Source organism: Streptomyces sp. SID8352, assembly GCF_009862265.1.
Lineage (GTDB): Bacteria > Actinomycetota > Actinomycetes > Streptomycetales > Streptomycetaceae > Streptomyces.
This window is the reverse complement of the sequence record NZ_WWGX01000043.1, coordinates 92,938-119,223: the sequence shown is the minus strand read 5'-3', so window position 1 is coordinate 119,223 and position 26,286 is coordinate 92,938. Positions and strand designations below refer to the sequence as shown.

The 26,286-nt window shown below is 74.5% G+C and carries 23 protein-coding genes; 14 read left to right on the top strand and 9 right to left on the bottom strand.

Annotated elements, in window-relative coordinates; all coding sequences use genetic code 11:
* Positions 1–125: 125 nt before the first annotated feature.
* The 6 genes from GTY84_RS15015 to GTY84_RS14990 all read right to left on the bottom strand — a co-directional run bounded on the left by GTY84_RS15015 (position 126) and on the right by GTY84_RS14990 (position 6,766).
* Positions 126–797, bottom strand: a complete 672-nt coding sequence (locus GTY84_RS15015; protein WP_161226762.1) for a LysE family transporter — start codon at positions 795–797, stop codon at positions 126–128.
* Positions 794–2,116: an ATP-grasp domain-containing protein gene (locus GTY84_RS15010; protein WP_161226761.1), complete on the bottom strand. Its 1,323-nt coding sequence runs from the start codon at positions 2,114–2,116 to the stop codon at positions 794–796. The genes GTY84_RS15015 and GTY84_RS15010 overlap by 4 nt, the downstream gene beginning before the upstream one ends.
* A 49-nt stretch (positions 2,117–2,165) precedes the next feature.
* On the bottom strand, positions 2,166–2,501 hold the full coding sequence (locus GTY84_RS15005) for a Rieske 2Fe-2S domain-containing protein (protein WP_161226760.1): 336 nt from the start codon (positions 2,499–2,501) through the stop codon (positions 2,166–2,168).
* Complete coding sequence (locus tag GTY84_RS15000) at positions 2,489–3,910, bottom strand: iron-containing redox enzyme family protein (protein WP_161226759.1); 1,422 nt, start codon at positions 3,908–3,910, stop codon at positions 2,489–2,491. The genes GTY84_RS15005 and GTY84_RS15000 overlap by 13 nt, the downstream gene beginning before the upstream one ends.
* Before the next feature lie 202 nt (positions 3,911–4,112).
* Complete coding sequence (locus tag GTY84_RS14995) at positions 4,113–5,150, bottom strand: 50S ribosomal protein L11 methyltransferase (protein ID WP_237532282.1); 1,038 nt, start codon at positions 5,148–5,150, stop codon at positions 4,113–4,115.
* A 326-nt stretch (positions 5,151–5,476) separates the two neighbouring features.
* On the bottom strand, positions 5,477–6,766 hold the full coding sequence (locus GTY84_RS14990) for a transposase (protein ID WP_161226758.1): 1,290 nt from the start codon (positions 6,764–6,766) through the stop codon (positions 5,477–5,479).
* A 551-nt stretch (positions 6,767–7,317) separates the two neighbouring features.
* Here GTY84_RS14990 and GTY84_RS14985 point away from each other — a divergent pair.
* From GTY84_RS14985 to mug, 11 genes are all read left to right on the top strand, one after another.
* Complete coding sequence (locus tag GTY84_RS14985; RefSeq protein ID WP_161226757.1) at positions 7,318–8,793, top strand: amidase family protein; 1,476 nt, start codon at positions 7,318–7,320, stop codon at positions 8,791–8,793.
* Between the two features lie 271 nt (positions 8,794–9,064).
* Positions 9,065–10,702, top strand: coding sequence for an MFS transporter (locus tag GTY84_RS14980; protein ID WP_161226756.1), 1,638 nt, complete (start codon positions 9,065–9,067; stop codon positions 10,700–10,702).
* A gap of 48 nt (positions 10,703–10,750) precedes the next feature.
* Positions 10,751–11,422 carry an HAD family phosphatase gene (locus tag GTY84_RS14975; protein WP_161226755.1) on the top strand — a complete coding sequence of 224 codons (672 nt, stop codon included), beginning with the start codon at positions 10,751–10,753 and terminating at the stop codon, positions 11,420–11,422.
* Between the two features lie 119 nt (positions 11,423–11,541).
* A complete protein-coding gene (locus tag GTY84_RS14970; protein WP_161226754.1) occupies positions 11,542–12,771 on the top strand; it encodes a galactosyltransferase-related protein in 1,230 nt (409 codons plus the stop codon).
* Positions 12,772–12,901: 130 nt separating this feature from the next.
* Entirely contained in the window at positions 12,902–13,444 is a 543-nt protein-coding gene (locus GTY84_RS14965) for a methylated-DNA--[protein]-cysteine S-methyltransferase (RefSeq protein ID WP_161226753.1), read from the top strand.
* Between the two features lie 209 nt (positions 13,445–13,653).
* Positions 13,654–14,109: a GNAT family N-acetyltransferase gene (locus GTY84_RS14960; RefSeq protein WP_161226752.1), complete on the top strand. Its 456-nt coding sequence runs from the start codon at positions 13,654–13,656 to the stop codon at positions 14,107–14,109.
* 70 nt (positions 14,110–14,179) lie between these two features.
* Complete coding sequence (locus GTY84_RS14955; protein WP_161226751.1) at positions 14,180–15,676, top strand: hemolysin family protein; 1,497 nt, start codon at positions 14,180–14,182, stop codon at positions 15,674–15,676.
* Positions 15,673–16,686, top strand: a complete 1,014-nt coding sequence (locus GTY84_RS14950) for a hemolysin family protein (protein WP_161226750.1) — start codon at positions 15,673–15,675, stop codon at positions 16,684–16,686. Before GTY84_RS14955 ends, GTY84_RS14950 begins: the two co-directional genes overlap by 4 nt.
* 567 nt (positions 16,687–17,253) lie before the next feature.
* Positions 17,254–18,036, top strand: coding sequence for an SGNH/GDSL hydrolase family protein (locus GTY84_RS14945; protein ID WP_161226749.1), 783 nt, complete (start codon positions 17,254–17,256; stop codon positions 18,034–18,036).
* Positions 18,037–18,600: 564 nt separating this feature from the next.
* The gene (gene purB / locus GTY84_RS14940) at positions 18,601–20,043 is read left to right on the top strand and encodes an adenylosuccinate lyase (RefSeq protein WP_161226748.1); all 1,443 of its coding nucleotides are present in this window, start codon (positions 18,601–18,603) and stop codon (positions 20,041–20,043) included.
* Positions 20,040–20,591 (top strand): G/U mismatch-specific DNA glycosylase, encoded by a 552-nt coding sequence (mug, locus tag GTY84_RS14935; RefSeq protein WP_161226955.1) that lies wholly within the window; start codon positions 20,040–20,042, stop codon positions 20,589–20,591. Before purB ends, mug begins: the two co-directional genes overlap by 4 nt.
* A 61-nt stretch (positions 20,592–20,652) precedes the next feature.
* On the opposite strand, the gene GTY84_RS14930 is transcribed toward mug, so the two are convergent.
* From GTY84_RS14930 to GTY84_RS14920, 3 genes are all read right to left on the bottom strand, one after another.
* Positions 20,653–21,093: a hypothetical protein gene (locus GTY84_RS14930; RefSeq protein ID WP_161226747.1), complete on the bottom strand. Its 441-nt coding sequence runs from the start codon at positions 21,091–21,093 to the stop codon at positions 20,653–20,655.
* Between the two features lie 68 nt (positions 21,094–21,161).
* A complete protein-coding gene (locus GTY84_RS14925; protein WP_161226746.1) occupies positions 21,162–21,887 on the bottom strand; it encodes an ABC transporter permease in 726 nt (241 codons plus the stop codon).
* Positions 21,888–21,889: 2 nt separating this feature from the next.
* Positions 21,890–22,810 carry an ATP-binding cassette domain-containing protein gene (locus tag GTY84_RS14920; RefSeq protein WP_161226745.1) on the bottom strand — a complete coding sequence of 307 codons (921 nt, stop codon included), beginning with the start codon at positions 22,808–22,810 and terminating at the stop codon, positions 21,890–21,892.
* 108 nt (positions 22,811–22,918) lie between these two features.
* Here GTY84_RS14920 and GTY84_RS14915 point away from each other — a divergent pair, with 108 nt between their 5' ends.
* The 3 genes from GTY84_RS14915 (at position 22,919) to GTY84_RS14905 (ending at position 26,021) form a co-directional block, all read left to right on the top strand.
* Positions 22,919–24,088, top strand: a complete 1,170-nt coding sequence (locus tag GTY84_RS14915) for a histidine kinase (protein ID WP_161226744.1) — start codon at positions 22,919–22,921, stop codon at positions 24,086–24,088.
* A 14-nt stretch (positions 24,089–24,102) separates the two neighbouring features.
* On the top strand, positions 24,103–24,765 hold the full coding sequence (locus GTY84_RS14910; RefSeq protein ID WP_161226743.1) for a response regulator transcription factor: 663 nt from the start codon (positions 24,103–24,105) through the stop codon (positions 24,763–24,765).
* Between the two features lie 101 nt (positions 24,766–24,866).
* On the top strand, positions 24,867–26,021 hold the full coding sequence (locus GTY84_RS14905; protein WP_161226742.1) for an ROK family transcriptional regulator: 1,155 nt from the start codon (positions 24,867–24,869) through the stop codon (positions 26,019–26,021).
* Positions 26,022–26,286: the final 265 nt, after the last annotated feature.

Below are 26,286 nucleotides of genomic sequence, written 5' to 3'. Positions count from 1 at the left end.
GCCCCCGGGAGACGGCCGGGGTCCGGCGCCCTCCTCCGGTGATCCGTCCACCGGTGCCCGTCGGCCCCGGACCGCCGCGAGGGGTGAACGGCCCCGCGCCCCGGCCCGGTTCGCCCGGGGCCGGGTCACCGGAGCACCAGGGCGGCGGCGAGCCCCAGCAGGACCAGTCCCGCGACGGCGTTCCCGGCGCGGGCGGCGTACGGCGGGAACGCGGCCCGGCCGCCCCGCCGCCCCGCGGTCACCAGGCGCACGCCGACCTCGGTGAGCAGCAGCAGCCAGAGGGCGCCGATCAGCAGGTAGACGGCGGCCAGCAGCGGCAGGGTCCCGGCCGGGGGACGCCCGGCCGGCACGAACTGCGGCAGGAAGACCGTGAGGAACAGCCCGACCTTGGGGTTTCCGGCGGTGCTGAGGAACCCCAGCAGCAGGTGCCTCGGCAGTCGGCCGGGCCTCTCCGTTCCGGCGTCGGCCGGTCCGTCGGGCGCCGACGGCGGCCGCAGGGCCTCCCACAGGGCGCGCGCCCCGGTGAAGGCCAGCACCAGCGCCCCGGCCGCCCGCCACAACAGGAAGAGCCCGGGGCTCAGCGCGACCACCGCCATGCTCCCGCTGACGGCCAGCGCCGCGTATCCGGTCCCGGCGAGCAGCATGCCCAGGGCGGCGGCCAGCACCGGAGCACGCCGCCGGGTCCTGCTGACCAGGCGCAGCACCAGCATGCTGTCCGGACCCGGGCCGCACACCACGGCGGCGCAACTGGCCAGGAAGACGGGGCCGGTGGCGATCGCGAGGGCGCCCGAGGTCACCGGGGCGTGCCGCGTCCGACGGCCGGCGGCCCGGCGGCCGAGGCGCGGCCGGGGTCGGGGTCGGGGGTCACCACGAGGGCGGCCTCCATGGCACGGACGCCGGCCACGTCGCGCTCGACCACGGCGGGGTCCGGGTGGGCGAGCACGGCGAAGCCCAGGGCGAGGGTGCCCAGCAGGTCGCGGGTGGCCTCCACCCGGTCGCCGTCGCGGAGTCCGACCGCCGAGTGGTGGTGGGAGGGCAGTTCACGGATGCCGTCGAGGACCCCGGTGCCGGAGACGGTGCCGGAGACGCGGGCGATCAGGAAGACCACGGACATGTGGCGCAGCAGCCGGTAGCCGCGCGGCGGGGCCTCCTCCCGGACGAACCAGCGGGCTGCGCGGCGCACCTGGCTGTCGCCGGTGGCGGCCAGGTTGAAGAGGGGGTGGCCGCCGCCGTGCGGGCGGGAGTTGATCTCGATCAGGCGCGGGCCGGCGGCGGTCAGCATGATCTCGATGTGGGCGGCGCCGTTCCGCAGCCCGACCGCGTCCAGGACGGCCTCCGCGTAGCGGGCCAGCACCGGCACCGCCGGGTCGTCGGGCGCGGTCCAGGTGAGCCGTTCGTAGACGGCCATCTGGCCGCCGTTGTCGGTCTTGCCGTAGCGGCAGACGTCGGCGACGGTGTGCCGCCCCCGGTGGCTGAAGGTGTCGACGACGTACTCGGTGCCGCGGGCGTACTCCTGGACCACCATCCGGTCGTTGAGGTTGTGCCACTGGTTGATCCGGCCGAGTTGGGCGTCGAAGGGGACGCGCCAGTCCGCACCGGCCCGGACCCGGGTGACGCCGTCGGTGCTGCCGCTCCGGGGCGGTTTGACGACCAGGTCGCGGCCGTGCAGCCCCTCCCGCGCGATCCAGTCCCGTACGGCCTCCGCGTCGTCGGTGCAGATCTGGGGGATGACCGGGACCCCGGCGGCGCGCAGCGCCCGGGCCATGGCGCCCTTGTCGCGGCGCGCGGCGGCCAGGGCCGGGGTGTTGGCCTGGTCCGGGAGCAGCCGCTCGGTGAGGCGGTCGGCGAGTTCGACGCCGCTCTCGGCGCCCGCCAGCACGCAGCGCGGGGCGAGCGGGCGGACCGCCGCGACCAGTCGTTCGAGGTCGCCGTCGAAGGAGAACACCCGCTGGTAGCGGGCGGGTTCCCAGGAGTCGGCGTAGACGGCGGGGACCTCGGGCAGGGAGCCGACGGCGACCGCGGGGACGCCGAGGGAGGCGAACTCGGGCGCGTAGCGGGCCCCGGAGGAGAACGGGTCGACGATGACGGCGGCCCGTGGGGAGGGCGTGGGGTTCACGGGGTTCCTGTCTCCCGGGGGCGGCCTCGCGGGGCCGCCCCCGGGCGGGTCACGTCCCGGCGTCGAGCGCCGGGGACAGGGGGAGGTGGCAGAGTTCCACGGGCGCGTCGGCCGGGCCGGGCAGGACCGCGGTGACGGTGTCCGCGGAGCGGACCGCGGGCACCTGGCGGCGCAGCCGGGCGAGCGAGGTGCCCCGTTCGTGCCAGGGACAGACCAGGCGGCGCCCGGCCGGGTCCACCTCGGCGAGGTTGAGGGGACCGCCCCGGTGCGGGCAGGAGGCGGGCAGGACGGCGCCGCCGGCCCCGGTGCGGACGTACACGTAGGGCAGGTCGGCGACGCGGACGCAGTTGCCGGCGCCCGCGGCCCGGAAGGTCACGACAGGCATGCGCGGTGGTCCCCTACCGAGTGGATCTGGTAGACGCACTCCTCGGACTCGATGATCGCGCCGTGCAGGCGGTTCCGCTGGATCACGGTGCCCTCCCCGGCCTCCAGGATGCGGTACGAGTCGAAGCCGCTGACGAAGCGCATCGTGCCGCTGACGATGTGGCAGAGTTCGTCGCCCTCGTGGCTGTGGGTGTTGGACAGCTCGCCGTGCGGCTCCACGATGTCGGCCACGGGGGCGGTCACCCGGCCCTCCTGGATGGCCGCGTGCACGGGGCCGTGGAGTTCCTTGTAGCGGTCGGCGTCGTCCATCCACGCGATCTGGGTGGCGAAGTCCTCGTCGGCGATGGCGCCCAGCAGCCGGAACTCCTCGATGCCGCGCACGATCTCGGGAATGATCTGTGTGCCGTGCTTCTCGATGAGCGGCTTCACCAGCTTCTCCAGCGCCATACGGCCGTGGTGCTGGTCGATGTGGACGTGCTCGGAGAAGTAGCGGGTGTCCGCGCCGCCCTCGAAGACGTCCGTGAGAAGTCCGTCCGCGCGGCGGCAGAAGTCGACGAGGGTGCTCTCCGTGTAGTAGAGCGCGCCGACGTAGCGGAAGAAATACTCGTGGTTCTTTCCGAGGTAATGGAAGTAGTTGTTCAATGCCAGACTGGACACCAGGTAATACTGCCAGTACCGGTGCAGATCCGGGGCGAGGCCCACGGATTCCATGGTCGACTCGAACAGCGTGCTGTGCTTGGTCCGATGAACTCCGTAGCCGTACTCGTCGATCAGGATCTTGAACCATTCGGACTGCTCGGCGCCGTAGCACCCGAGGATGTTCCGGGCCATCGGCGACGCCTCGGAGAGGAAGTCCGGGGCGAACTGGATGAGCCACATGCGGGCCGCGCGGCGCGGGTCGGAGGAGTCGCGGACGGCCTTCTCGGCGGGCGAGGCCCCTCCCCGGGCGTGGACGTCCAGCCCGTCCAGGTAGGCGAGCAGGCTCTCGGTGGTCCAGTCGCCGCTGACCTCCACCTCCTCGTCGAGGAAGCCGAAGGCGAACCGTTCCAGCGCGGGCCGGATCAGCTCGCCCCGGGCGCGGTTGTCCGGGCTGTAGAAGCTGCGGAAGTCCTCGCCCAGCCCGCCCAGTCCGGCTCTCGGGAAGAAGACCAAGTCGGCCTCGTAGATGCTGGTGAGCAGGCGCTGCGCGGCCAGGCTGCTGTACTCCAGGACGCTGTCGCGGCCCGGCACCCGGTCGAAGTCCAGATGGGGCAGGACCTGGGGGCGCAACTGTCGGCGGTAGGGGTTGTCGGAGTTCTCCCACTCCTCGTTGTCCCGGTACAGCGGGTTGGCGGCGTAGGCCAGGATCGCCTCGCGCAGCGCGTCACCGCGCAGTGCGAACGGCTGGAACGGAGCAGATGCGTGCGCCATGGTCGGGTCTGCCTTCCGCTGGTCGGTGGGGGCGCGGGCCTGGCGGCCGGGCGCCGGGGTCGCGCGCGGTGCGGTCGGGGGCGTCGCGGTCGGGGGCGTCGCGCGGGTGGCGGGCGCGCCCGGAGCGGGGTCTCGCCGGGGCCGCGGGCCCGGCCCGGCGCTCCGGGTCCGGGAGGGCGGCGGGGCGGCGCGGCCCCGGGTCTCACGCGAGGGAGAGGCGGGTCTCGCTCCAGACGAGGTCGAGGGGGACGGTGGTCCCGGCCACGGCCTCGACGGGCTCGGCGAGCGGGATCAGCGCCTGCATCCAGTGGGAGCCCACGTTCTCCGGCGAGTTGCGCAGGATCACCCCGCCGCCCAGGTCGAGTTCGAACCAGGCGACCATCGCGTGCACGGTCCCGGACTCGCGCGCGGGGATCGCCAGGGCGCGGCGGCCCGGCCCGAGGGGGCCCTCGGTGAAGTCGAAGGAGAGCAGCTCGACCGGGTCCGAGAGGGTGCGGTGCGGCCAGGTGTGCAGCCGGAACGGGAAGTGGCCGGGCGTGGCGAAGACGTTGAGCCGTGACACGTCGAACCCGCCGACCCGGCCGACCCGGTTGAGGTTCATCGCGTTCTCGCTGTGCAGCAGGGATCCGAGCAGCCGGGCCCTCCGCGGGAGCATCACCCCGTCGGGGGCGAGCAGTTCGCGGCGCGCGTGGCGGACGGAGGGCAGGATGCCCTCGCCGATGAGGCCGCAGTCCACGATCTCGGAGACCAGCGCGTCCGCCCGGCGGGGCAGGTCCCGGCCGACCACCAGTTCGTCGGAGCGGCAGGGCAGCACGGTGACCCGGTCGGCGTAGCCCTCGGCCGCCACCACCTGCCGGGCCACCTCGACCATCAGCGGATTGGTCTCGCAGCTGTAGACGTGGCGGGCGCCGGCCCGCACCGCCATCATGGCCAGCAGACCCGTGCCGGCGCCGATGTCCAGCACCGTGCCGTCCTGCGGGACGACCCGCTCCAGGGCGGTGGCCAGCGCGTCGTTGCGCTCGTGGTCGTTGAGCATGGCGAAGTGCCAGCGCGGCACCGACTCCCGAGCGAACTCCCGGAAGGCCGGGACCTCCGTCGACAGACCTTCCGGCGCGGCCAGGACCCTGGCCGTCGCCTCCGCCACCCTGCTCAGCTCCTGGGCCCGGGCGCGCAGCCCGGCCAGGGCCAGCCGGACCTCTCCCTCGGCCGTCAGACCGGTCACACTCGTCAATTGGGGCATGTCACTTCGCAGACTCCTGGTAGGAACAGTCTTGTCGAGACACGCGTGCACAGACGCCGGGACCGCGCGGCCCCAAAGGGAACCCTCATTCCCTCCGAAATGTCATTCGGAGTTCATCGAGGGGGTCCGCATGCGAACAGAAGGCATTCCCGGCACCGAATGGATTCGGCAGAGCAGATACGGGGGCGGAATACGGTGGGATTCCCACCGTGTTGCTGGATTTCCGCCGCGATCGATTAGAGCACGCACCCGCTCGGAGCAGCAAGCACACCCGGAAGGGAACGGTACTTGCGTGCGGGGGCCGGGGTTCCGGACGGAAAGGGAATTCACCGGTCCGGGTCGTCGGGGGCCGGACGGCCGTTTCCGGGGGCCCTCGGGGCGGCGCTGCCGGGGGCGTCCTCCAGCCGGAGCGCGGCCGCGGCCATCGCCAGGGTGGTGTGCCGGTACCAGGCCACCCAGCGGCGCACCTGATGGCTGCTCAGCCCGGCCCGGGTGTCGGCCTCCCCGACCGCCCGGCCGGCCGTGGCGGCGGCTGCCGCCGCTCCGCGGGCCGCGGCGGTCTCCGGGGTGGTGCCGGGCGCGTGGAGCAGGAAGCGCGTGGTCCGCCCCGAGGGACGGCGGCGGGCCAGCAGGGTCAGCCGGAACCCCGGTGCCGGCTGCCCGTAGGCCGGCCCCAGGCCCCGGCCGAGCAACTGCCAGCTCTCCTCCCGGCCGGGCTCCGCCCTCATCGGCGCGGTCTCCGGCTCCTCACCCGGGCGGGGGAGCTGGGGCAGCTCGACACAGAACGGCAGCCGCCGGACGCACAGCCACTGGCGCAGCGCCGGGTCGGCGAAGTCCGGGCCTCCGACCACCCATCCGACGGGCACCTCGGCCGCGAGGGCGCGCTCCAGCATCTCCCGGCCCAGCTCCGCCATGCTGCGGCGGCCCAGCCGCTCCGGCGGCACCCCGGCCCTTGCCGAGCGCGCCGGGTCCGAGGTCCAGTTGGGCGGCAGGTACAGCTCCCGGTCGATCAGGGCGCCCGCGTCCCGTGAGACGTAGCAGAGCAGGGCCGCGACCTGGATGCCCCGGTCCCGGCCCGCCGTCCGGGACCGGCCGGGGCCGACCGCGACGACTCCCGTCCCCACCCGGGTCCGTTCGTGGCGGCGGAGCACCGCGTACGGTCCGGACGCGCCCAGGAGCGACACGACATGGGCGCGGAGGCTGTCGCGCAGCAGGTCGGCGTCCCAGACCGTGCGGGTGAGCAGTCTCTGGGTGCTCCACGCGCTGTCGGCCCCGGTCCGTTCCGCTATCTCCGCCGCGCTGCCCCGGGTGGGATCGGCCAGCAGGGCGCGGACGTAGGCCAGCGCCCGGTCCCTGGACTCGGCACGGGTGAAGTGCCGCCCCAGCAGCCCCAGCAGGTGGGGGCGGGGGCCCTCGGCTCCGCCGGGAGGGACGGCGGACGGGCCCGTGGAGGGGGCCTCGGGCGGGGTGGCCGGTGGGACGGCCGGTGGGAGAAGGCGGACGCCCGGTGGGTCCGGTACGCCGGGGGTGCCCTCCTCCCCGGCGGCACCGGGGAGGACGGGCGGGGCCCCGATGCCCGCCGAGGAGCCCCCCGCCCGCGCCGCGCCCTCCCGCACGACCGCGCCGGCCCCGCCGACCCCGCCGGTGGCGTCCGGGGCGGTCGAGGGGAGTGCGGGGGGTGCGGGGGCGGGTAACGGACCGGGCGCTGCGGCGGGGGTGCGCAGCGGGGCGGAGGGGGTGCCCGCCGGAGTGGTGGGGGCGCCCGGGACCGGTGCGGTGACCGGAGCGGTGGAGGGGCCCGGGACGGGTGGGGCGGCCGGAGCGGGTGCGGTGGCCGGGACGGGCGGGTCGCCAGGGGCCGGCGGGATGGCCGGCGGAGCGACCGGGGTGCTGGGTACAAGAACCATGACCGGATCTCCGATAGGTCTAGACCTAGAACTCCGCAAGGACACTAGTCGACCACCCAGCGTGCGGTAACCCCGCCCCGGGCCGCCCACCGGGGAGGCCGGGACGGCACCGGCGCCCGCTCCGGCTCCCGGTCGCGCCCCGCGCCGCCCGCAGTCCGGGAGCCGGGGACCGTGCCGCCCGCAACCGGGGGGCCGCGCCCGGTGTTCCCCCTCACGCCGGCTCGACAAGGGGCATCCGACGAATCAGTGCGAGGCGTGAGATGAGCGAAACCACCGAACTGAGCGCCACCGGACTCGCCGCGGCCGTCCGCCGGCGGGAGGTCTCCCCGGTCGAGGCGGTGCGAGCGGCGCTGGACCGGATCGAGAAGACCAACCCCGCCGTCAACGCCTTCGTGACCGTCTGCGCCGAACGCGCCCTGGAGCGCGCCGCCGCCGCCGAGCGCGCCGTCACCGCGGGCGCAGAACTGGGTCCGCTCCACGGGGTGCCGATCGGGGTGAAGGATCTCGACCCCGTGGCCGGCGTCCGGACGGGACGGGGCTCCCTGGTCTTCGCCGAGGACGTCCCGCAGGAGACCGTCCTCTGCGTCGAGCGGCTGGAAGAGGCCGGGGCGATCGTCGTGGGCAAGACCAACACCCCCGAGTTCGGCTTCAAGGCCACCACCGACAGCGCCCTCCACGGCCCCGCCTCCACCCCCTTCAACCCGGCCATGAACGCGGGGGGTTCGTCGGGCGGCAGCGCCGCCGCCGTCGCCGCCGGCATGGTGCCGCTCGCCCAGGGTTCGGACGGCGGGGGGTCGCTGCGGGTCCCCGCGGCCTTCTGCGGGGTCTTCGCCCTGATGCCGTCCTTCGGCCGGGTCCCCGTCCCGGCCAGGCCCAACGCGTTCCGCCGCCTCAACCCGATGATCTGCTACGCCCCCCTCGCCCGCACCGTCGCGGACGCCGCCCTCGGCGTCGACCTGATGTCCGGCGCCCATCCCTACGACCCGTACTCCTTCCCGTCCGCCGGCCGGCTCACCGAAGAACTCCACGGCGACCTCACCGGGCTCACCGTCGCCTACAGCCCCGACCTCGGCGGCTACCCCGTGGAGCCCGAGGTCGAGGCCGCCGTCAGGGCCGCGCTGCCCGCGCTGCGCGACGCGGGCGCCACGGTCGAGGAGGTCGACTTCCGGCTGCCCCTGCCGCACGCCGAGCTGACCACGACCTGGCGCCGCTACCTGTCCGTCGCCCACGCCGAGTCCGCCGCCATCTCCCGCGAGAACGGCATCGACCTGCTGGGCGACTACGCGGGCTCCATCGACCGGGGCTACCTCGACTCCATCCGGGTCGGCGACGCGCTCGGCGCCGTGGAGTTCCGGCTGGAGGACCTCAAGCGCACCCGGGTGCTGTACGCCTTCGAGGAACTCTTCGACCGGTACTCCCTCGTGGTCAGCCCGGTGAACTGCGTCTCCGGCATCCCCAACTCCGACGGGCGCGACACCGTCGGGCCCAGCAGCGTCGAGGGCCAGGCCGTCGACCCCTTCGTCGGCTGGTCCCTCACCAGTCCCTTCAACCTGATCGGCAGCCCCGCCGCCTCCGTGCCGGTCGGCCGGGCGGCCAACGGCGTCCCCGTCGGCCTCCAGATCGCCGCCCGCCGACGCGAGGACGCCCTCGTCATCCGCGCCTCCGCCGCGCTGGAGGCCCGCCTCCCCTGGGCCGCGTCCTACCGGGACCTCGACCTGGACGCCGCGGCGGCCTGACCCGGGCCCATCGGCCGGTCCGGTGCGGCGCGCGGGGAGTGGGGTGCCGTGGGATGCCGCGTGGTGCGGTGCCCCGTGCGGTGGGGTGCCCCGCCTTCACGGCCCCGGGGCGCCCCCCTCACGGCTCCGAGGTGGCCCGCCCCACGGCCGGATACCGTGGGCGCGGTCGCGTGCCGCCGGCCGGGGCCCGGCGCAACCGGACCGGGGCGGCCGGTGTTCCACCCCGTGAAGCGGGCCTCCCCGACGGGAGGCCGTCCAGAGGGGAGACAGTGTGCGAGCGACCACCGGCGGGCGCGCCGGACCCGGCGGGAGTGCCCTGCTGGTCCTGCTGATCGGGCAGGCGATGGCCAACATCGACCTGGCGATCGTCAATCTGGCCGCGCCCGCCATCAGCACCGACCTCGACGTGGGCAGTTCCGAGCTGACCCTCATGGTCACCTCCTACGCGCTGTGCTCCGCCGTGCTCCTCGCCCCGGCGGCCCGGCTCGGCGAGCACCACGGGGTGCGCCGGGTCTACCTGTGGGGCCTCGCCCTGTTCACCCTCGCCTCCCTCGCCTGCGGACTCGCCACGGGGACCGGTGTCCTGATCGCGGGCCGCTGCGTCCAGGGCGCCGCGACCGCCCTGATGACCTCCCAGGTCCTGGTCGGCATCCACCGCTGGTTCACCGGGTCCGGCCGTGCCCGCGCCCTGGGCTGGAACGCCGTCACCCTCTCCGGCGGCGCCGCGCTCGGGCAGGTACTCGGCGGCACCATCGTCTCCGCCGACCTGCTCGGCACCGGCTGGCGTGCCGTGTTCCTCCTCAACGGCCCCATCGGCGTCCTGGTGCTGCTGATGGGCGTGGCCCTGCTCCCCCACGACCGCCCGGATCCGGCCGACGCCCCCGCCGGGCGGCGCGACAACGACGTCCCCGGCACCGTGCTGCTCGCCGCCGCCACCCTCGCGGTCCTCATCCCGCTCAGCCTGGAGCGGCCCGACTGGATCTGGGTGCTGCTGGCCGCAGCCGTGCCGCTGGCCGCCCAGCTCGTGCGGACCGAGCGCCGGGTCATCGCCCGCGGCGGCCGGCCCGCGCTCGACCTGCGCCCGCTCGCCGCCCCCATCGTGCGCTGGTCGCTGGCGGCCTACGCGGGCACCACGCTGGCCTATATCGCCATGCTCTACCTGCTCTCCCTGCACCTCCAGCGGGAACTCGGCCTCCCGGCCTGGCAGGCCGGGCTCGTCCCGCTCGGCTGGGTACTGGCCTTCGGCCTCGCCGGTCCCGTCCTCGGCCGGTCCCCGCGGTCCGTCGCCCGCCTCCTCCCGTTCGCCGGCTGCGTCCTGCTCACCGCCGCCTACGCCCTCGCCCCCGTCGTGCCCGCCGGTACGGGCACCGCCGTCTGGCCGCTCACCGCCGTGCTCTGCGTCGGCGGCTTCGGCCTCGGGCTCACCCACACATCGCTGCTCAACGTGCTCACCACCGCCGTCCCGCCCCGCTACGCGGCGACGCTCAGCGGCACCGTCAACACCCTGTCCACCGTCGTCGGGGTCACCGGCGTCGCCCTCTTCGGGGCCGCCTACCCGTGGCTCGGCCGCAGTTCCTGGGCCGGGCCCGCCATGGCCTGGACGCTCACCTGCGCCGGGCTCGCCGTCATCACCGCCCTGTGCGCCCTCGCCGCGCTGCGGGCCGTCGCCGCGGCTCCCGGCGACGAGGGCGCGACGGCCGCCGACGGGGCGGTGGTCTCTGGCGGGGCGGGTGCCGTCGGCGGAACGGAGGTCTCCGGCGGAACGGGGACCTCCGGCGGGGCGGCGGCCGCGGACCCCGGCGCCGACGGGCTCCCCGGGCCGGGGAACACGGGTGCCGCAACCGGTCCGGCCACCGCGGTGTTCACCACCAAGGAGCCACCCGGCCGGGCCACCCCCTCCGCGGACTGACCGGCCGTCCCGGCACTCCACCGACGAACGACCCACGAAGGACCCGCCATGACCAAGCCCGAACTCCACCACCTCCAGGCCAAGGCCGCGCTGTTCGACCTGGACGGCACACTGGTGGCCACCGAGCACCGCAGCCGTGCCGCGTGGACGCGCCTGTTCACCACCCACGGGCTGCCCTGCGACGACGCGCTGCTGGCGACCTTCGTCGGACGACGCGGGCAGGAGGCCCTCGCGGACCACGTCCACCGCTTCCCGGGGCACACCGTCGACGAACTCTTCGAGGAGGCCTGCGGCTATCTGATGGGTCCCGACAGCCCGCCCCCGTTCGCCGTCCCGGGCGCCGCCGAACTGCTCGCCGACCTCAGCGGCCGGGGCGTGCCGCTGGCGGTGGTCACCTCCGGGCTGCGCGAGCACGCGGTGGAACTGCTCGGCCATGTGGGCGGCGCGGAGCTGTTCCAGGTCATCGTCACCGCGGAGGACGTGAGCGCCGGCAAGCCCGACCCGCAGGGCTATCTGGCCGCCTGCGAGGCACTCGGCGTCCACCCCGCCGACGGCGTCGCCTTCGAGGACGCCCCGGCCGGAGTGCGGGCCGCCTCGACCGCCGGTCTGCGCTGCGTCGCCCTCACCACCACGCACGACGCGGCCGACCTCGCCCGGGCCGACCTGATCCTGCCCGACCTCACGCCGGTGCGCTGGGCCCGGACGGCCGACGCCGGCTGATCCCGCCCGCCGGGGCCCGGACCGGCTCCCCCGCCCGGTCGCTCCGGTCCGCCCCCGCGGCGCCGGGGCTCCGGTCCCCGTGCCACCGCATCCGTCCGACACCGCTGGGAGAGCCCGCCATGTCCGCCGCCCGCCCGTCCGACCCCGCCGTGCTCGCCACCGCGCTCACCGGCAGCCTGGTCCTGGTCCACGACCCGGTCTCACGGGCGGTCGCCCCCGACTACTGGGACTGGTCCGCCGACGCCCACCACGCCGCCGCGCGGGCGCTCGGCGCCGTGGACGACGCCCTGGTCCGGGCCGCCGCAGACCGGCTCGCCAAGGACCCCGCCGACGACGCAGCCGCGGCGGCGCTCACCGGCAGGCTCACCGAACTGCTGGGCGGCCCCGGTGGCGGGGGTCCGGCGGTGGACGGGCTGCGGGCCGCCGCCGCCCGCACCGAGTCGCTGTCCCGGCTGATCGTCCAGCCCGGTGACCCGGCCCTCGCCGAGCCCGCCGGGGAGGCCCCGGGCCCGGCCGCCCTGCTCGGCTCCCTCGCGGGCGCGCCGCACCGCGACACCCACCCCGTGGACGCCGCCGTGGTCATCCCGTTCCGCGCCCCGGCCGGGGCCACCGGACGGCTCCGCAACCTTGCGGCGGTCCTCAACGCGCTCGCGGACCAGTCGCACCCCCGCGAGCGCTACCGCGTCGTCGTGGTGGAGAGCGACTCCGTGCCCCGCCACCGCGACCTGTTCGCCCCCGCCTGCGACAGCCATGTGTTCGCACCCGACCCCGGCCGGTTCAACAAGTCCTGGACGGTGAACGTCGGCGTGGTCCACGGGGCGCGCCCCGCCGAGCTGGTGTGCGTCCTGGACGGGGACATCCTGGTCGACCGCGACTTCGTCGCCCGCGCCGTCGAGCGGTTCCGGCGGCCCGGCACCCAGGCCCACTGGCCCTTCGAGGACCTGCTCTTCCTCGACCCCGCCGCCAGCGTCCGGGCCGTCCGCACCCGCTGTCTGGAAGGAGCGCCCGAGCCCGGCCAGGAGCGGCTGCGGGGCGTCCACCTGCGCCGGCCCCCCGGCGGCTGCGTATGGCTGCGCGAGGACCTGTTCACCCGGATCGGCGGCATGGACGAGCGGTTCTGCGGCTGGGGCGGCGAGGACCAGGACTTCGTGTGGCGCGCGGAACGGTACGGCCCGATGGACCGCCACCGCGACCCCCTGGTCCACCTCCACCACGACCGGGCGGCCCACCGGGGCGACGACGGCACCCCCTTCTACGAGGAGGTCGAGCGCGCGGGATTCTGCAGCTGGCCCTGCGACGCCGACTTCGGCCGCCTCGACCGGAACGCCGCGCACCTCGCCGGGGCCTGAGCACCCGTCCGGCCGTCCGGGAACACGCGTCCCCCGGCGGCCCGCCCTGCCCGTACCTCCGTCCCCCGTACCTCCGTCTCCCCCGTACCTCCCTTCTCCGTCCCCCTCTCCCCGCACCCCCAGGACCACCATGGACATCCCCCTCACGGACGCCCGGCGGCCGGACCCCCGGCACACCGTCACCGACTCGGCGCTCGGCCCCCTCACCGTGGTGGCCCGCGGCCCGGCCCTCACCGGCCTGTACTTCGCGGACCACGTCCGCCGGCCCGCCCGGGAGACCTTCGGGCCCGCGGTCGCGGAGCAGGAGGACGCCCTGCTCGCCGAGGCGTCGGCGCAGCTCCGGGAGTACCTCACCCGGCGCCGCACGGCGTTCGCGCTGCCCCTCGCGGCGGAGGGCGACACCTTCCAGCACGCCGTCTGGGACCTCGTCGGCGCGGTTCCCCGGGGCGGGACCACGACGTACGGGGGCATCGCCCGCCGACTCGGTGATCCGCTCCTCGCCCAGCGCGTCGGTTGGGCGGTGGGCTCCAACCCGCTCTGCGTGCTGGTCCCCTGCCACCGGGTCGTCGGCGCCGACGGCTCCCTCACCGGGTACGCGGGCGGTCTGGCCCGCAAGCGGGCACTGCTCGCCCTGGAGGAGCCCGACGCGGAGAGCGCCTCACGGCTGTTCTGACACCGCCGCCGGGCCGGTGCGGTCCGTCGCACCGGCCCGGCGGCCGCCGTCCCCCGCGCTCCCCCGCCTGCACCCGGGAACCGGCCCCGCCCGCCTTCCGGGCCCCGGCCCCCGGGCCCACGGTCCGGCTCGCGCGCCACGGTCGTGCACCGATGTCCGCATACCGGAAATCAGGACGGGCCGTCCGACGCGAATGGTGGGATCGCCGCATGAGCGAACTGCGCATACACCCTGCCGGCCCCGACGACCTGGACGCCGTACCGGCCTTCTGGAAGACGGCCGCCGCGGGCACCAGCATCAGCGACGACCGCGCCGGGGTGGAACGCCTGATCGGCCGCGACCCCGGGTCCCTGCTCCTGGCCGACCGCGGCGGCGCACCGCTCGGCACCGTGATCGCGGGCTTCGACGGCCGGCGCTGCCACCTGTACCGGCTCGCGGTCCACCCCGAGCACCGCCGCCGGGGCATCGGCAGTTCCCTGCTGGCCGCCGCGGAGGAACGCTTCGTCCGGCTCGGCGGGCGTCGCGCGGACGCCATGGTGCTGGTGCGCAACGAACGGGCCGAGCATGCCTGGCGGGCCGCCGGGTATGCGCCGCAGGAGCGGTGGCGGCGCTGGGTGCGACCGCTGTCCCCGGCCGACGGAGAGGCGGTGCGCACCGGCACATGAGACGGCATCCGGGCCCACGACACCGAGCGGACCCCGGCCACCTGGCCGATCATGGAGCCGAGGTGAGGCGATGACCGAGGTGCTCCTGCTGCTGTTGGCCATCCTGCTCTCGCTGGCGTGCGGCGGGTTCGTCGCCGCCGAGTTCTCCCTGACCACGGTCGAACGCGGCGAGCTGGAGCGGGCCGCCGAACGGGGGGAACGCGGCGCGGCCAGCGCGCTGAAGGGCGTACGGAACCTGACGTTCCAGCTCTCCGGGGCGCAGTTGGGCATCACCGTCACCAATCTGGTGGTCGGCATGCTCGCGGAGCCGTCGGTGGCGGCGCTGCTCGCGGGGCCGCTGAAGTCCCTCGGCGCGTCGCCCTCGCTCGCCTCCTCGCTGGCCCTGGTCCTGGGCACCGCACTGTCGACCGTCTTCCTGATGATCGTCGGCGAGCTGGTGCCGAAGAACTGGGCGATCTCCGCCCCGCTGGCGGTGGCCCGGCGGGTCGGCGGCCCCCAGCGCTGGTTCAGCGCGGCGTTCCGGCCCTTCATCGGCCATCTGAACAACACCGCCAACCGGGTGGTGCGGCGGTTCGGGGTGGAGCCCGCCGAGGAACTGGAGTCCGCGCGCGGCCCCCGGGAACTCGCCGCCCTCGCCCGCCACTCCGCCAAGGAGGGCGCGCTGGAGGCGGACACCGCCGAACTCTTCGTGCGCACCCTCAACCTGGCCGACCTGACCGCCGAGAACGTGATGACCCCGCGCGTCCAGGTGGTCGCCCTGGACGCGGACGCGACCTGCGAGGACGTGGCGAACGCGACCCGGGCGACGGGGCTGTCCCGGTTCCCGGTGCACCGGGGCGGGCTGGACTCGGTGGTCGGCACGGTGCACATCAAGGACGTCCTCGCGGTGCCCGCCGAGCGGCGGCCCCTCACCCCCGTCGCGGACCTGATGCGGGAGCCGCTGCTCGTCCCGGGCACGCTCACCGTCGACCGGCTCCTCGACCGGCTCTCCGGGCGTCGCACGATGGCCGTGGTGATCGACGAGTACGGCGGCACGGCGGGCGTGGCCACGCTGGAGGACATCGTCGAGGAGGTCGTCGGGGAGGTGCGCGACGAGCACGATCCGCACGAGACCCCGGAGCTTGCCGCGGCCGGCGCGGACGAACGGGGCCGTGCCCTGTACCGGGCCGACGGCTCGGCCCGGGTGGACCGGCTCGCGCGCCTGGGGCTGCGGGTGCCGGAGGGGCCGTACGAGACGGTCGCCGGGCTGGTCGCGGCCGAGCTGGGACGCATCCCCGAGGTAGGGGACGACGTCGAGGTGGCCGGGTGGCGGCTGGAGGTTGAGGACGCGTCGGGCCACCGGGCGGCCGTGGTGCTGCTGCACGCGCCACCCGGGGGAACGGGGTCCGAGGGAACAGGATCCGAGGGAACGGGGCCCGGGGGAACGGGCCCCGGCGGGACCGGATCGGGTGGCAGGAGGTCGGGCGGTACCGGGCCCGGTGGCGCGGGGTCCGGTGGCCTCCGCGTCGGCCGCTCCCGGGGCGGTCCGGACGGCGCCGCGTTCCATGACGGGGAGGGGGAACGGTGACGGTCGTACAACTGCTGATCGGACTGGCGACCCTCGTGGTCAACGCCTTCTTCGTGGGCGCCGAGTTCGCCCTGATCTCCGTACGGCGCAGCCAGGTCGAGCCGTACGCCGAGGAGGGCGACCGGCGGGCCGTGCGGGTGCTGTGGGGACTGGAGCACGTCTCCGCGCTGTTGGCGGCGGCCCAGCTCGGCATCACCCTGTGCACCCTGGTCCTCGGCATCGTGGCCGAACCGGCGATCGCACGGCTGCTGGAACCGGTCTTCCACGCGGCGGGCGTACCCCCGGGCGCGGGACACGCGGTGTCGTTCGTGATCGCGCTGACCCTGGCGACCTATCTGCACATGCTGTTCGGCGAGATGGTGCCGAAGAACATCGCCCTGGCCGAACCGGTGCGCAGCGCCCTGCTCCTCGGCCCGCCCCTGGTGGCCCTGTCCCGGGCTCTGCGCCCGGTCATCTTCACGGTGAACTCCTTCGCCAACGGACTGCTCCGGTTGTTGCGCGTCGAGGCGAAGAGCGAGGTCTCGGCCACCTTCACGGACGCCGAACTGGCCGAGATCGTCAAGGACGCGGGCGAGGCCGGGCTGATCGACGACCGTGCGCGCGAGCGACTGTACGACGCCCTGGAACTGGGTCGCCGCCCGGTGCGCGACGTGGTACTGCCCCTGGAACGGGTGGTGCAGGCACGGGTGGGCATCACCCCGGAGCGGCTGGAGCGGCTGTCGGCGGAGACACGGTTCTCCCGGTTCCCGGTGGTGGACGACGGGCTCCGGATCGTCGGCTACCTGCATGTGAAGGACGCCCTGGACGCGGCACCGCGCGATCGACCCTTCCGTCCGCAGGACATGCGCCCCATCGCCCGGGTCCGGGAGAACACCCCGCTGGACGACGTCCTCACGGCGATGCGGGGCAGCCGCACCCATCTGGCGGCGGTACTGGGCGCGGACGGCCGGCTGGCCGGACTGGTGACCATGGAGGACGTGCTCCGCGAACTGTTCGGCCGCCCCGTGTGACCCGGGCGAGCCGGAGGAGGGCGGGGGTACCGGCTACGGAGCGGTACCCCTCGGGGCGCGCCGGATCCGGGGCGGGTGCACGGTCGCCCGGTCGAGCTGTGGCCGTGCCGTGGCCGGACGCGGACAGACGGAACGGCCAGGGCTCGCTGCCCACCGGGGCGGCCGACGGTTCTTGGGACGGCGGGGCGCACGTCCTGCCTGGCGGAATCCGTGAACAGATGGCGAGTGGGTGTTCACGCCGGGCTCAGATGTGCAAGGGACGGGACGAGGGGACAGCCGGGCCCCTGTCCCCCGGGCCGGAGGCAAGAACGGCGGTCGAGGCCGACGGTCGACCCGGACCGGACCGAAACGGGGGCGGATCGCGACAGGACCGCGATCGAACCGGCGACCGGCCCGAGGACGGACCCGCGCCGCTCCGATCCCGACCGGACCCCGGGGCCTCGGTGCCTCGGGACGGGCGCCGGGTGGCTACCCGCAGGCCCGACCAGGGCCGGAAGGGAGTCGTACCGGAGCCGGACCAGGGCGACCTACCGGCGGGTATGCCATCGGGTTACCATCGCTGACGCGATGCAGACGAACCCCACCCACACCAGCCTGGTCGCCGTCGGCGACTCCTTCACCGAGGGCATGTCGGACCTGCTGCCCGACGGTTCCTACCGGGGCTGGGCCGATCTCCTGGCCGCGCGGATGGCCGCCCGCGCCCCCGGCTTCCGGTACGCCAACCTCGCGGTGCGCGGCAAGCTCATCGGGCAGATCGTCGAGGAGCAGGTGGACACCGCGGCGGCGATGCGCGCCGACGTCGTCACCCTGGTCGGCGGGCTGAACGACACCCTGCGCCCCAAGTGCGACATGGTCCGGGTACGCGACCTCCTCACCGAGGCCGTGGAGCGGCTGGCACCGAGCTGCGAGCACCTGGTGCTGATGCGCAGCCCCGGCCGCCGGGGTCCGGTGCTGGAACGCTTCCGGCCACGCATGGAGTCCCTCTTCACCATCATCGACGAGCTGTCCACGCGACACGGCGCCCTGGTCGTCGACCTCTACGGGGCCCCCTCACTGGCCGACCCCCGGCTCTGGGACGTGGACCGGCTCCATCTGACCGCCGAGGGGCACCGCCGGGTCGCGGAGGCCGTGTGGCAGACGCTCGGCTACCCGCCGGAGGACGACGGATGGCACACCCCGATGCCCCCGTCCCCGCCGCCAGGCTGGCTCGACCGCCGTACCTCCGACGCCCGGTTCGCCCGGCAGCACCTGCTGCCGTGGATCGGCCGACGGCTGACCGGCCGCTCCTCGGGCGACGGTCTCCCGCCCAAACGCCCGGACCTGCTGCCCTACGAGGACCGGGCGCCCTGATCCCACCGCACCCCCAACCCAACAGCACGCGCCCCCACCCCTGCCAACGGCCCCGGCGACCGGACCATCGGCCGACCCCGGGCAGGTGGGCGACGGGCACGGGCCCGCACCACGACGCCGCCCCCGGCCGCACCGCCGAAACCGGCCCGGATCGACCGCGCTCCGCCCCCGGCGGTGGCCCGGGCCCCGGACCCTGCTGTGCCCCGTCCCGGGTCGGCCCGCCGGACGGAACCGGAGCCGTCGCCCTGCCCGAAGACCGCGCTCGGTTCCGTCCCACCTCGGCGCGCACAGGCGGCACCGACGTCAGGTGCCGTCGCCGCACGGCCGTCGTCTCCACCGACGCACCGCTCCGACGGGTGAGCCCCTCCCGCTGTGCGTCCACGCCCGCGGCACCGGTCCTCGCGGAGTCCCGCGCCCCGGCCCCCCGCCGGGACTGCGGCCCGTCCTCCCCCACACATCACGCGCGAGCCCCGGGGAGCCTCGTCCGGAAGGCGCCCGACCTGGGCTTTCCGGACCGGGTGGACGGTTCGGCGTCGCCGGGGGCGCCGGGTAAACTCCGTACCCGTGACTTCCGCTCCCGCCAAGCCCCGCATCCCGAACGTCCTCGCCGGACGCTACGCCTCCACCGAGCTCGCCACGCTCTGGTCCCCCGAGCAGAAGGTGAGGCTGGAGCGCCGGCTCTGGCTCGCCGTGCTGCGGGCCCAGAAGGACCTGGGCATCGAGGTGCCCGACGCCGCTCTCACCGACTACGAGCGCGTCCTCGACCAGGTCGACCTGGCCTCCATCGCAGAGCGCGAGAAGGTCACGCGGCACGATGTGAAGGCCCGCATCGAGGAGTTCAACGACCTCGCCGGGCACGAGCACGTCCACAAGGGCATGACCTCCCGCGACCTGACGGAGAACGTCGAGCAGCTGCAGATCCGGCTCTCCCTCGAGCTGATCCGCGACCGCTCCGTGGCCGTCCTGGCGCGACTCGGAAAGCTGGCGGGCGAATACGGCGAGCTGGTCATGGCCGGGCGCTCGCACAACGTGGCTGCCCAGGCCACGACCCTCGGCAAGCGCTTCGCCACCGCCGCCGACGAGCTGCTCGTCGCCCACGGCCGGGTGGAGGAACTGCTCGGCCGCTATCCGCTGCGCGGCATCAAGGGCCCCGTCGGCACCGCCCAGGACATGCTGGACCTGCTCGGTGGCGACGCCGGCAAGCTGGCGGAGCTGGAGCAGCGGATCGCGGCACACCTCGGCTTCTCCCAGGCCTTCACCTCGGTCGGCCAGGTCTACCCCCGCTCGCTGGACTACGAGGTCGTCACCGCGCTGGTGCAGCTCGCGGCGGCACCGTCCTCGCTTGCGAAGACCATCCGGCTGATGGCCGGGCACGAGCTGGTCACCGAGGGCTTCAAGCCCGGCCAGGTCGGCTCCTCCGCGATGCCGCACAAGATGAACACCCGCTCCTGCGAGCGCGTCAACGGCCTCATGGTGATCCTGCGCGGCTACGCCTCGATGACCGGCGAGCTGGCGGGCGACCAGTGGAACGAGGGCGACGTCTCCTGCTCCGTGGTGCGCCGCGTCGCCCTGCCCGACGCCTTCTTCGCCCTGGACGGTCTCCTGGAGACCTTCCTGACCGTGCTCGACGAGTTCGGCGCCTTCCCCGCCGTCGTCGCCCGTGAGCTGGACCGCTACCTTCCCTTCCTCGCCACCACCAAGGTCCTGATGGGCGCGGTGCGCGCGGGTGTCGGCCGCGAGGTGGCACACGAGGCGATCAAGGAGAATGCCGTCGCCTGCGCGCTCGCCATGCGGGAGCAGGGCGCCGAGCGCAACGAACTGCTGGACAAGCTGGCCGCCGATGAGCGCCTCCCCCTGGACCGCGCCGCGCTGGACTCCCTGATGGCCGACAAGCTCTCGTTCACCGGCGCCGCCGCCGCCCAGGTCGACACCGTCGTCGGACGGATCGAGGAGATCGTCAAGCAGTGCCCCGAAGCCGCCGGATACACCCCCGGGGCTATCCTCTGACCCGGTTCACCCGCGCCGAACTGGAGGCCGCCCGCGACCGTCTCGTGCCGGACGTCGTCGCGGACGGCCTCCACGTGCTCTTCTGCGGCATCAACCCCGGGCTGATGACCGCCGCGACAGGCCACCACTTCGCCCGCCCCGGCAACCGCTTCTGGCCGGTCCTCCACCGGTCCGGATTCACTCCCCGACTGCTCCAACCCTCCGAGCAGGGCGAACTGCTGTCGTACGGGCTCGGCATCACCAATGTCGTGGCGCGGGCGAGCGCACGGGCCGACGAGCTGACCACCGAGGAGTACCGCGAGGGCGGCCGGTCGCTGACTCGGAGGGTGACGCGGCTGCGCCCCCGCTGGCTGGCCGTGGTGGGCGTGACCGCGTACCGGGTGGCCTTCGACGACCGTCACGCCAAGATCGGCCCGCAGAACCGGACGATCGGTGGCACCCGGGTGTGGGTACTGCCCAACCCCAGCGGTCTGAACGCCCACTGGACGGCCGAGACGATGGCGGAGGAGTACGCCAGGCTGCGCGCCGCGGCAGAGGCCACATCCTGACCCTCCGCTCCCGTGCGCACCGCTCGGCCAGCCGCCTCTGCTGCCTCCCCGGCCGGCCGGGTCAGGGCGGGTCGATCTCCGTGACCACGGCCAGCAGCCGCACCTCGTCCGCCGGATCCCGGTCGGCCACCGCCAGCGCGACCCAGCGACCGGTGCCCTCCACCGCCCACAGATGGGCCATGCGGGCATGGGCGCAGAGACCGGCCCAGGGCTCCGGTATCTCCTCCCGCTCGGTCCGCAGCAGGACCGTCTGCAGGTTCCACGGGTCCGTCTCCCCCCATCGCCCGGCCAGGTGCTCCCGCAAGGCGTCCCGGTGCGTCTCGTACTCGCCCACCGTCGGTGCGCGCTCCGCCGGATCCCGGGTACACAGGTCCTGGCTGCTCGCCAGCACGACGGCGAACCCGCCGGGCACGCGCTCCCCCTCGCCCTCCGGGCCGTGTTCCGCCGGGAAGGGGCGGAAGCACAGCTCGTCGATGAGGGCGAGGTGCCGCGCGATGTCCATGTCCTCCAGTAAACCGCCCGGCACTGACAAGTGGCGGATCATCAGTGCCCGGCCCCCTCCCACCTCCGTCACGCATCCCGCCGGTGCAGCCTCCACGCCCCGGTGGCCAGTGCCGCGGCGGCCCACAACGCTGTCACGGCGAGGCCCGTCCAGGGACCCGGAGCCCCCATGGACGTCTGATGGATGACGACCTGTCCCGCTCGGTCGGGCAGGTATCCGACGACACCGCCGACCACGTCGCCGACCACGAAGGAGACGATGAGGATGAAGGGGATCAGAACGGACAGCGTGGCCACGCCGCTGCGGAACAGCACCGTGAGCCCGGCCGCGAGCAGGGCTATCAGGGTGAAGTAGACGCCGCAGCCAACGGCTCCGCGTATCTGCTCCCCCACGGTGAGCGTCGACGCCGCCGGGCCGAGGACGGACCGGGCCACGAGCAGGGCGGCGAGCGCCGCGAGCAGCCCCACCGCCAGCACCGGCGCGGCGACGACCAGCAGCTTCGCCCCGAGCCAACGGCCACGACGGGGAACGGCGGCCAGGGAGGTCCGTATGCCGTTGCCGTGGTACTCGGATGACACGGCCACGGTCCCGAAGGCCATGGCCGCCATCTGGCCGGGCAGGACCCCGGACAGGGCGGTGAACAGCGGATCGAAGTCCGGTGCGGAGGTGTCCGAGGAGGCGGCGAGGGCGGAGAAGACGACAGTGACGACGAACAGAGCCAGCAGGTTTCCTCTCGGAGAGCGCAGGGTGAGGAGCTTGAGCCCCTCGGAGCGGAGGACAGGCGTGAACTCCATGGTCAGGCCTTCCGTGGACGTGCGGTGAACTCTGCTTCGGCGGCAGTCAGGTCGAGATACGCCTGCTCCAAGGTCCCGCCGTCCGACGTCAGTTCGAGGATCGGCACCCTCGCGGCCGACACGGCCGGGCCGATGTCGTCCGCTCGGGCGTCGGGCACGGTCCAGTACCCGTCGGAGTGTTCCACGGCAACGTGGCCATGGCGGGCGAGAACTTCCTTCAAGGCCGGTGCGTCGGAGGTGCGGACACGGACGCTGGGGCGCACCCGTGCGTCGATGAAGTCCCGCAACGGTGTGTCGGCCAGCAGGCTGCCCCGACCGAGGATCACCAGATGGTCGGCGAACGACGCGGTCTCGTTCATGAGGTGGCTGGAGACCAGGACCGTGCGGCCCTCGGCGGCGAGCCGGCGCAGCAGTTCTCGGATCCAGACGATGCCCTCGGGGTCGAGTCCGTTGGAGGGCTCGTCCAGCATCACCACCTCCGGGTCCCCGAGCAGGGCGGCGGCCATGCCCAGCCGCTGACGCATGCCCAGCGAGTACGTCCGTATCCGGCGGCAGGCCACCCGGGCGATCCCGGTCTCCTCCATGACCTCGTCCACCCGGCGTACGGAGAGGCGGTTGCTCGCCGCCAGGACACGCAGATGGTCCCGTCCGGTGCGGGAACCGTGCGCGGCGCCCGCGTCCAGCAGGGCGCCCACATGCCGCAGGGGCTCGCGGAGCGTGGCGTAGGGGCGGCCTCCGACGGTGGCGGTGCCGGAGGTGGGATGGTCGAGGCCCAGCACGAGCCGCATCGTGCTGGACTTCCCCGCGCCGTTGGGTCCGAGGAATCCGGTGACACGGCCGGGCCGCACGGTGAAGGTGAGGTCGTCGACGGCTCGTCGGCCGCCGTAGTCCTTGCTGAGGTGCCGCACATCGATGTCTTTCATGGCTTCAGCGTGGCCGCCCCGGGCCGACCGGGTCCTCCCCCGCCGGAGGGGATCGTCTCCCCCCGGCGGGGGAGGACCGGCCCCGGCGGCGGCTGGAACGATGTGGCCATGTCCGACTTGCTGCGCCCGTTTCGCCGGGCGGTGACGTACACGCGGTGGCTGCATCTGTTCCTGGCCGTCGTGTGGCCCGCCATGTGGATGTACGTGGCCGACGGCTGGGCCCTGGCCTCCGTGGCGGTGCTGGCGGCGGCGGGGCTCGTCCCGGCCGCCCGGATGATCGAGGGAATGCAGGCACGGTTGTTGCTGACCGGTCACCGGCCCGACGGCGCCGACGGAAGGATCGTGGCCATGCCGTCCGTCACCTGGGGCGATCGGGGACGGACCGTCGTCTGGCTGGAAATCCGGCTGTTCCTCGGCTTCTTCGTCGCGCTGCTCACCGTCCAGTTGCCGCTGCTCACGGTCGATCTGCTGACCCTGGCACGGGGCGGAGGGCGGGCCGACGGCTCCCTCTTCCCCGTCCCGGGCCATCACGGGTGGTACGCGCTGCTCTCTCCACTGCCGCTGGTGGTGCTCGGCGCGGTGGTCGTCGGTTCGGGCCGGTTGATCACCGAGCTGGCCCTCCGGCTCCTCGGTCCTTCCCCGGTCGAGCGGCTCACCACCCTGGAGGCACGCACCGAGCAGCTCCTCGAACGCAATCGCATCGCGCGCGAACTGCACGACTCCATCGGTCACGCGCTGACCGTCGCGGTGGTGCAGGCCGGCGCGGCCCGCGCGGCGAACAGCCGGGAGTTCACCGAGCGGGCGCTGGTCGCCATCGAGGAGACGGGCCGGGCGGCGCTGGAGGATCTGGAGCGGGTCCTCGCCGTGCTGAGGGAGGTGGAGCGGCCGGCGACCGGGAGACCGACGCTCGCGGACGCGGACCGTCTCCTCCAGTCGGCCCGCGCCTCGGGGGCCTCGGTCGACGCCGAGGTGACGGGCGTTCTGGCGAGGGTGCCGGGGCCGGTCTCCCGCGAGGGATACCGCATCCTCCAGGAGGCACTGACCAATGTGCTCCGGCACGCGGGTCCGGTGCCCGTGAGGGTCCGGGTGCGGGCGGACCACGACCGGGTCCATCTGGAGGTACGCAATCCGCTGCCCGAGGGCCGACCGGGCTCGGGCCGGGGCGGCAGCGGGTTGCGGGGCATACGCGAGCGGGCCGCGATGCTGGGAGGGAGGACGCTGGCAGGACCGGACGGGGACGGGGAATGGCAAGTCCGTGTGGAGCTGCCGCTCGGCTGATCTACGCTGACCGGATGCCGGTCACCGTACTTCTCGTCGACGACGAGCCCCTCGTCCGCGCTGGTCTGCGAGCGGTGCTGGAGGCACAGCCGGACATGGAGGTCGTCGGTGAGGCGGCGGACGGGGCGGCGGTCATTCCCCTGGTGCGGCAGAAGCGACCCGATGTGGTGGCCATGGATGTGCGCATGCCCCTGATGGACGGGATCGAGGCGACCCGCGCGCTGCTGCGGACGGTTCCCGAGCCGCCGAAGATTCTTGTGGTGACGACCTTCGAGAACGACGAGTATGTGTACGAGGCACTGCGTGCGGGGGCCGACGGGTTTCTGCTGAAGCGTGCCCGGCCGACCGAGATCGTGCACGCGGTACGGCTGGTCGCGGAGGGCGAGTCGCTGCTGTTCCCCGCCTCGGTACGGCGACTGGCCGCGGAGTACGGCGAGGGCGGGGGCAATCGGGCGGCCCGTGCACGGCTGGAGCGGGCGCGTCTGACGGAGCGGGAGGGTGAGGTTCTGCGGCTGATGGCACGCGGGTTGTCGAATGCGGAGATCGCCTCCCGGCTGGTGGTCGGCGCGGAGACGGTGAAGTCCCATGTGAGTTCGGTTCTGGCCAAGTTGGGGGCCCGGGACCGCACCCAGGCGGTCATCGCCGCCTACGAGTCGGGATTCGTTTCACCGGGATGAGGCAGGCGGGGTACCCGCAGCACGGCCGGTCCGGCACTCGCCGGGGTGGTGCGGGACGAGTACCATCCGGCCAACACGCGCACGAGCTGGGAGGACGGACGTTGGGAGGGCTGACCGGCGGAGATCCGTCGTTGCTGCGAAGGATCAATTCCGCCGTGGTGCTGCACGCCTTGCGGACCACGGACTGTGCGACGCTCACCGAGATCACCCGGGTGACGGGTCTGTCGCGGCCGACCGTCGAGGGGGTCGTCGAGGGGCTGATCGAATCCGGCCTCGTGGTGGAGACGGCGCCCGACGAGGGCACGGCCCGGAGGCAGGGACGGCCCGCGCGACGGTTCCGCTTCCGGGCGGAGGCGGGGCATCTGCTGGGTCTGGAGATCGGCCCGCACCGGGTGGCCGCGCTGCTGTCCGGGCTGGACGGGCGGGTGATCGGCGCGCAGGCCAAGGAGGTCGATGTGACGGCCACGGCCGACGAGCGGCTGGAGCGGCTGCGCACGGCGGTCGCGGAGCTGCTGCGCCGGGCGGGTGTGCCGAGGGGTTCGTTGCGCGCGGTGGGGGCGGCGACGCCCGGCATCGTCGAGGCGGACGGCATGGTGCGGTTGAGCACCGCGCTGCCCGAGTGGTCGGGGCTGCCCTTGGGTGAGCGGCTGAGCCGTTCCTTCAAGTGCCCGGTGCTGGTGGAGAACGACGCCAACGCGGCGGCGGTCGCCGAGCACTGGAAGGGCGCGGCCACCGAGTCCAACGACGTGGTGTTCGTGCTGGCCGGGCTGAGTCCGGGCGCCGGGGCGCTGATCGGCGGACGGCTGCACCGGGGGTACGGCGGGGCGGCCGGCGAGATCGGGGCGCTGCACCTGCTGGGACGGGGGGTGACGCCGGAGACACTGCTGTCCACCACGGACGAGCCGCTCCATCCGCTGGACGAGCAGGCGGTGGCCCAGGTGTTCAAGGACGCCCGTGGGGGCGACCAGAGGGCTCAGGCGGCCGTGGAGCGCTTCCTGCAGCGTCTGGTGCACGATGTGGCGGCGCTGGTGCTGGCACTCGACCCCGAGCTGGTCGTCGTGGGCGGCTGGGCAGCGGGTCTGGACGGAGTACTGGGGCCGTTGCGGGAGGAGCTGGCGCGTTTCTGCCTGCGTCCGCCACGGGTCACCCTGTCGATGCTCGGGGAGGCGGCGGTGGCGACCGGGGCGCTGCGGCTGGCCCTGGACCATGTCGAGGAGCAGTTGTTCGCGGTGGGAGGAGCGACGGCCCGGCGCTGAGCGACGGGCGCCGGAGCCGAGGCGGTGTGCCGGCCCGACACCGCTGCCAGGCCCGGCAGCGCTGCCGGGCCGGTGGCCCGGTGCACGCCGCTCGCCACTCATCTCGCCGGCGACACGGCACCTGCGCCGAGCTGCGACGGGACCACGGCGGGACGGTTACCGAGACGGAGCCATGTCCGGTCGGGATGGGGTCGTGTGGGTGTCGAGAGGCCGCCGGTCCGCGACGGGGGCGGCCCCCACCCGTGAGGGGACTGGTGCGCGGCTT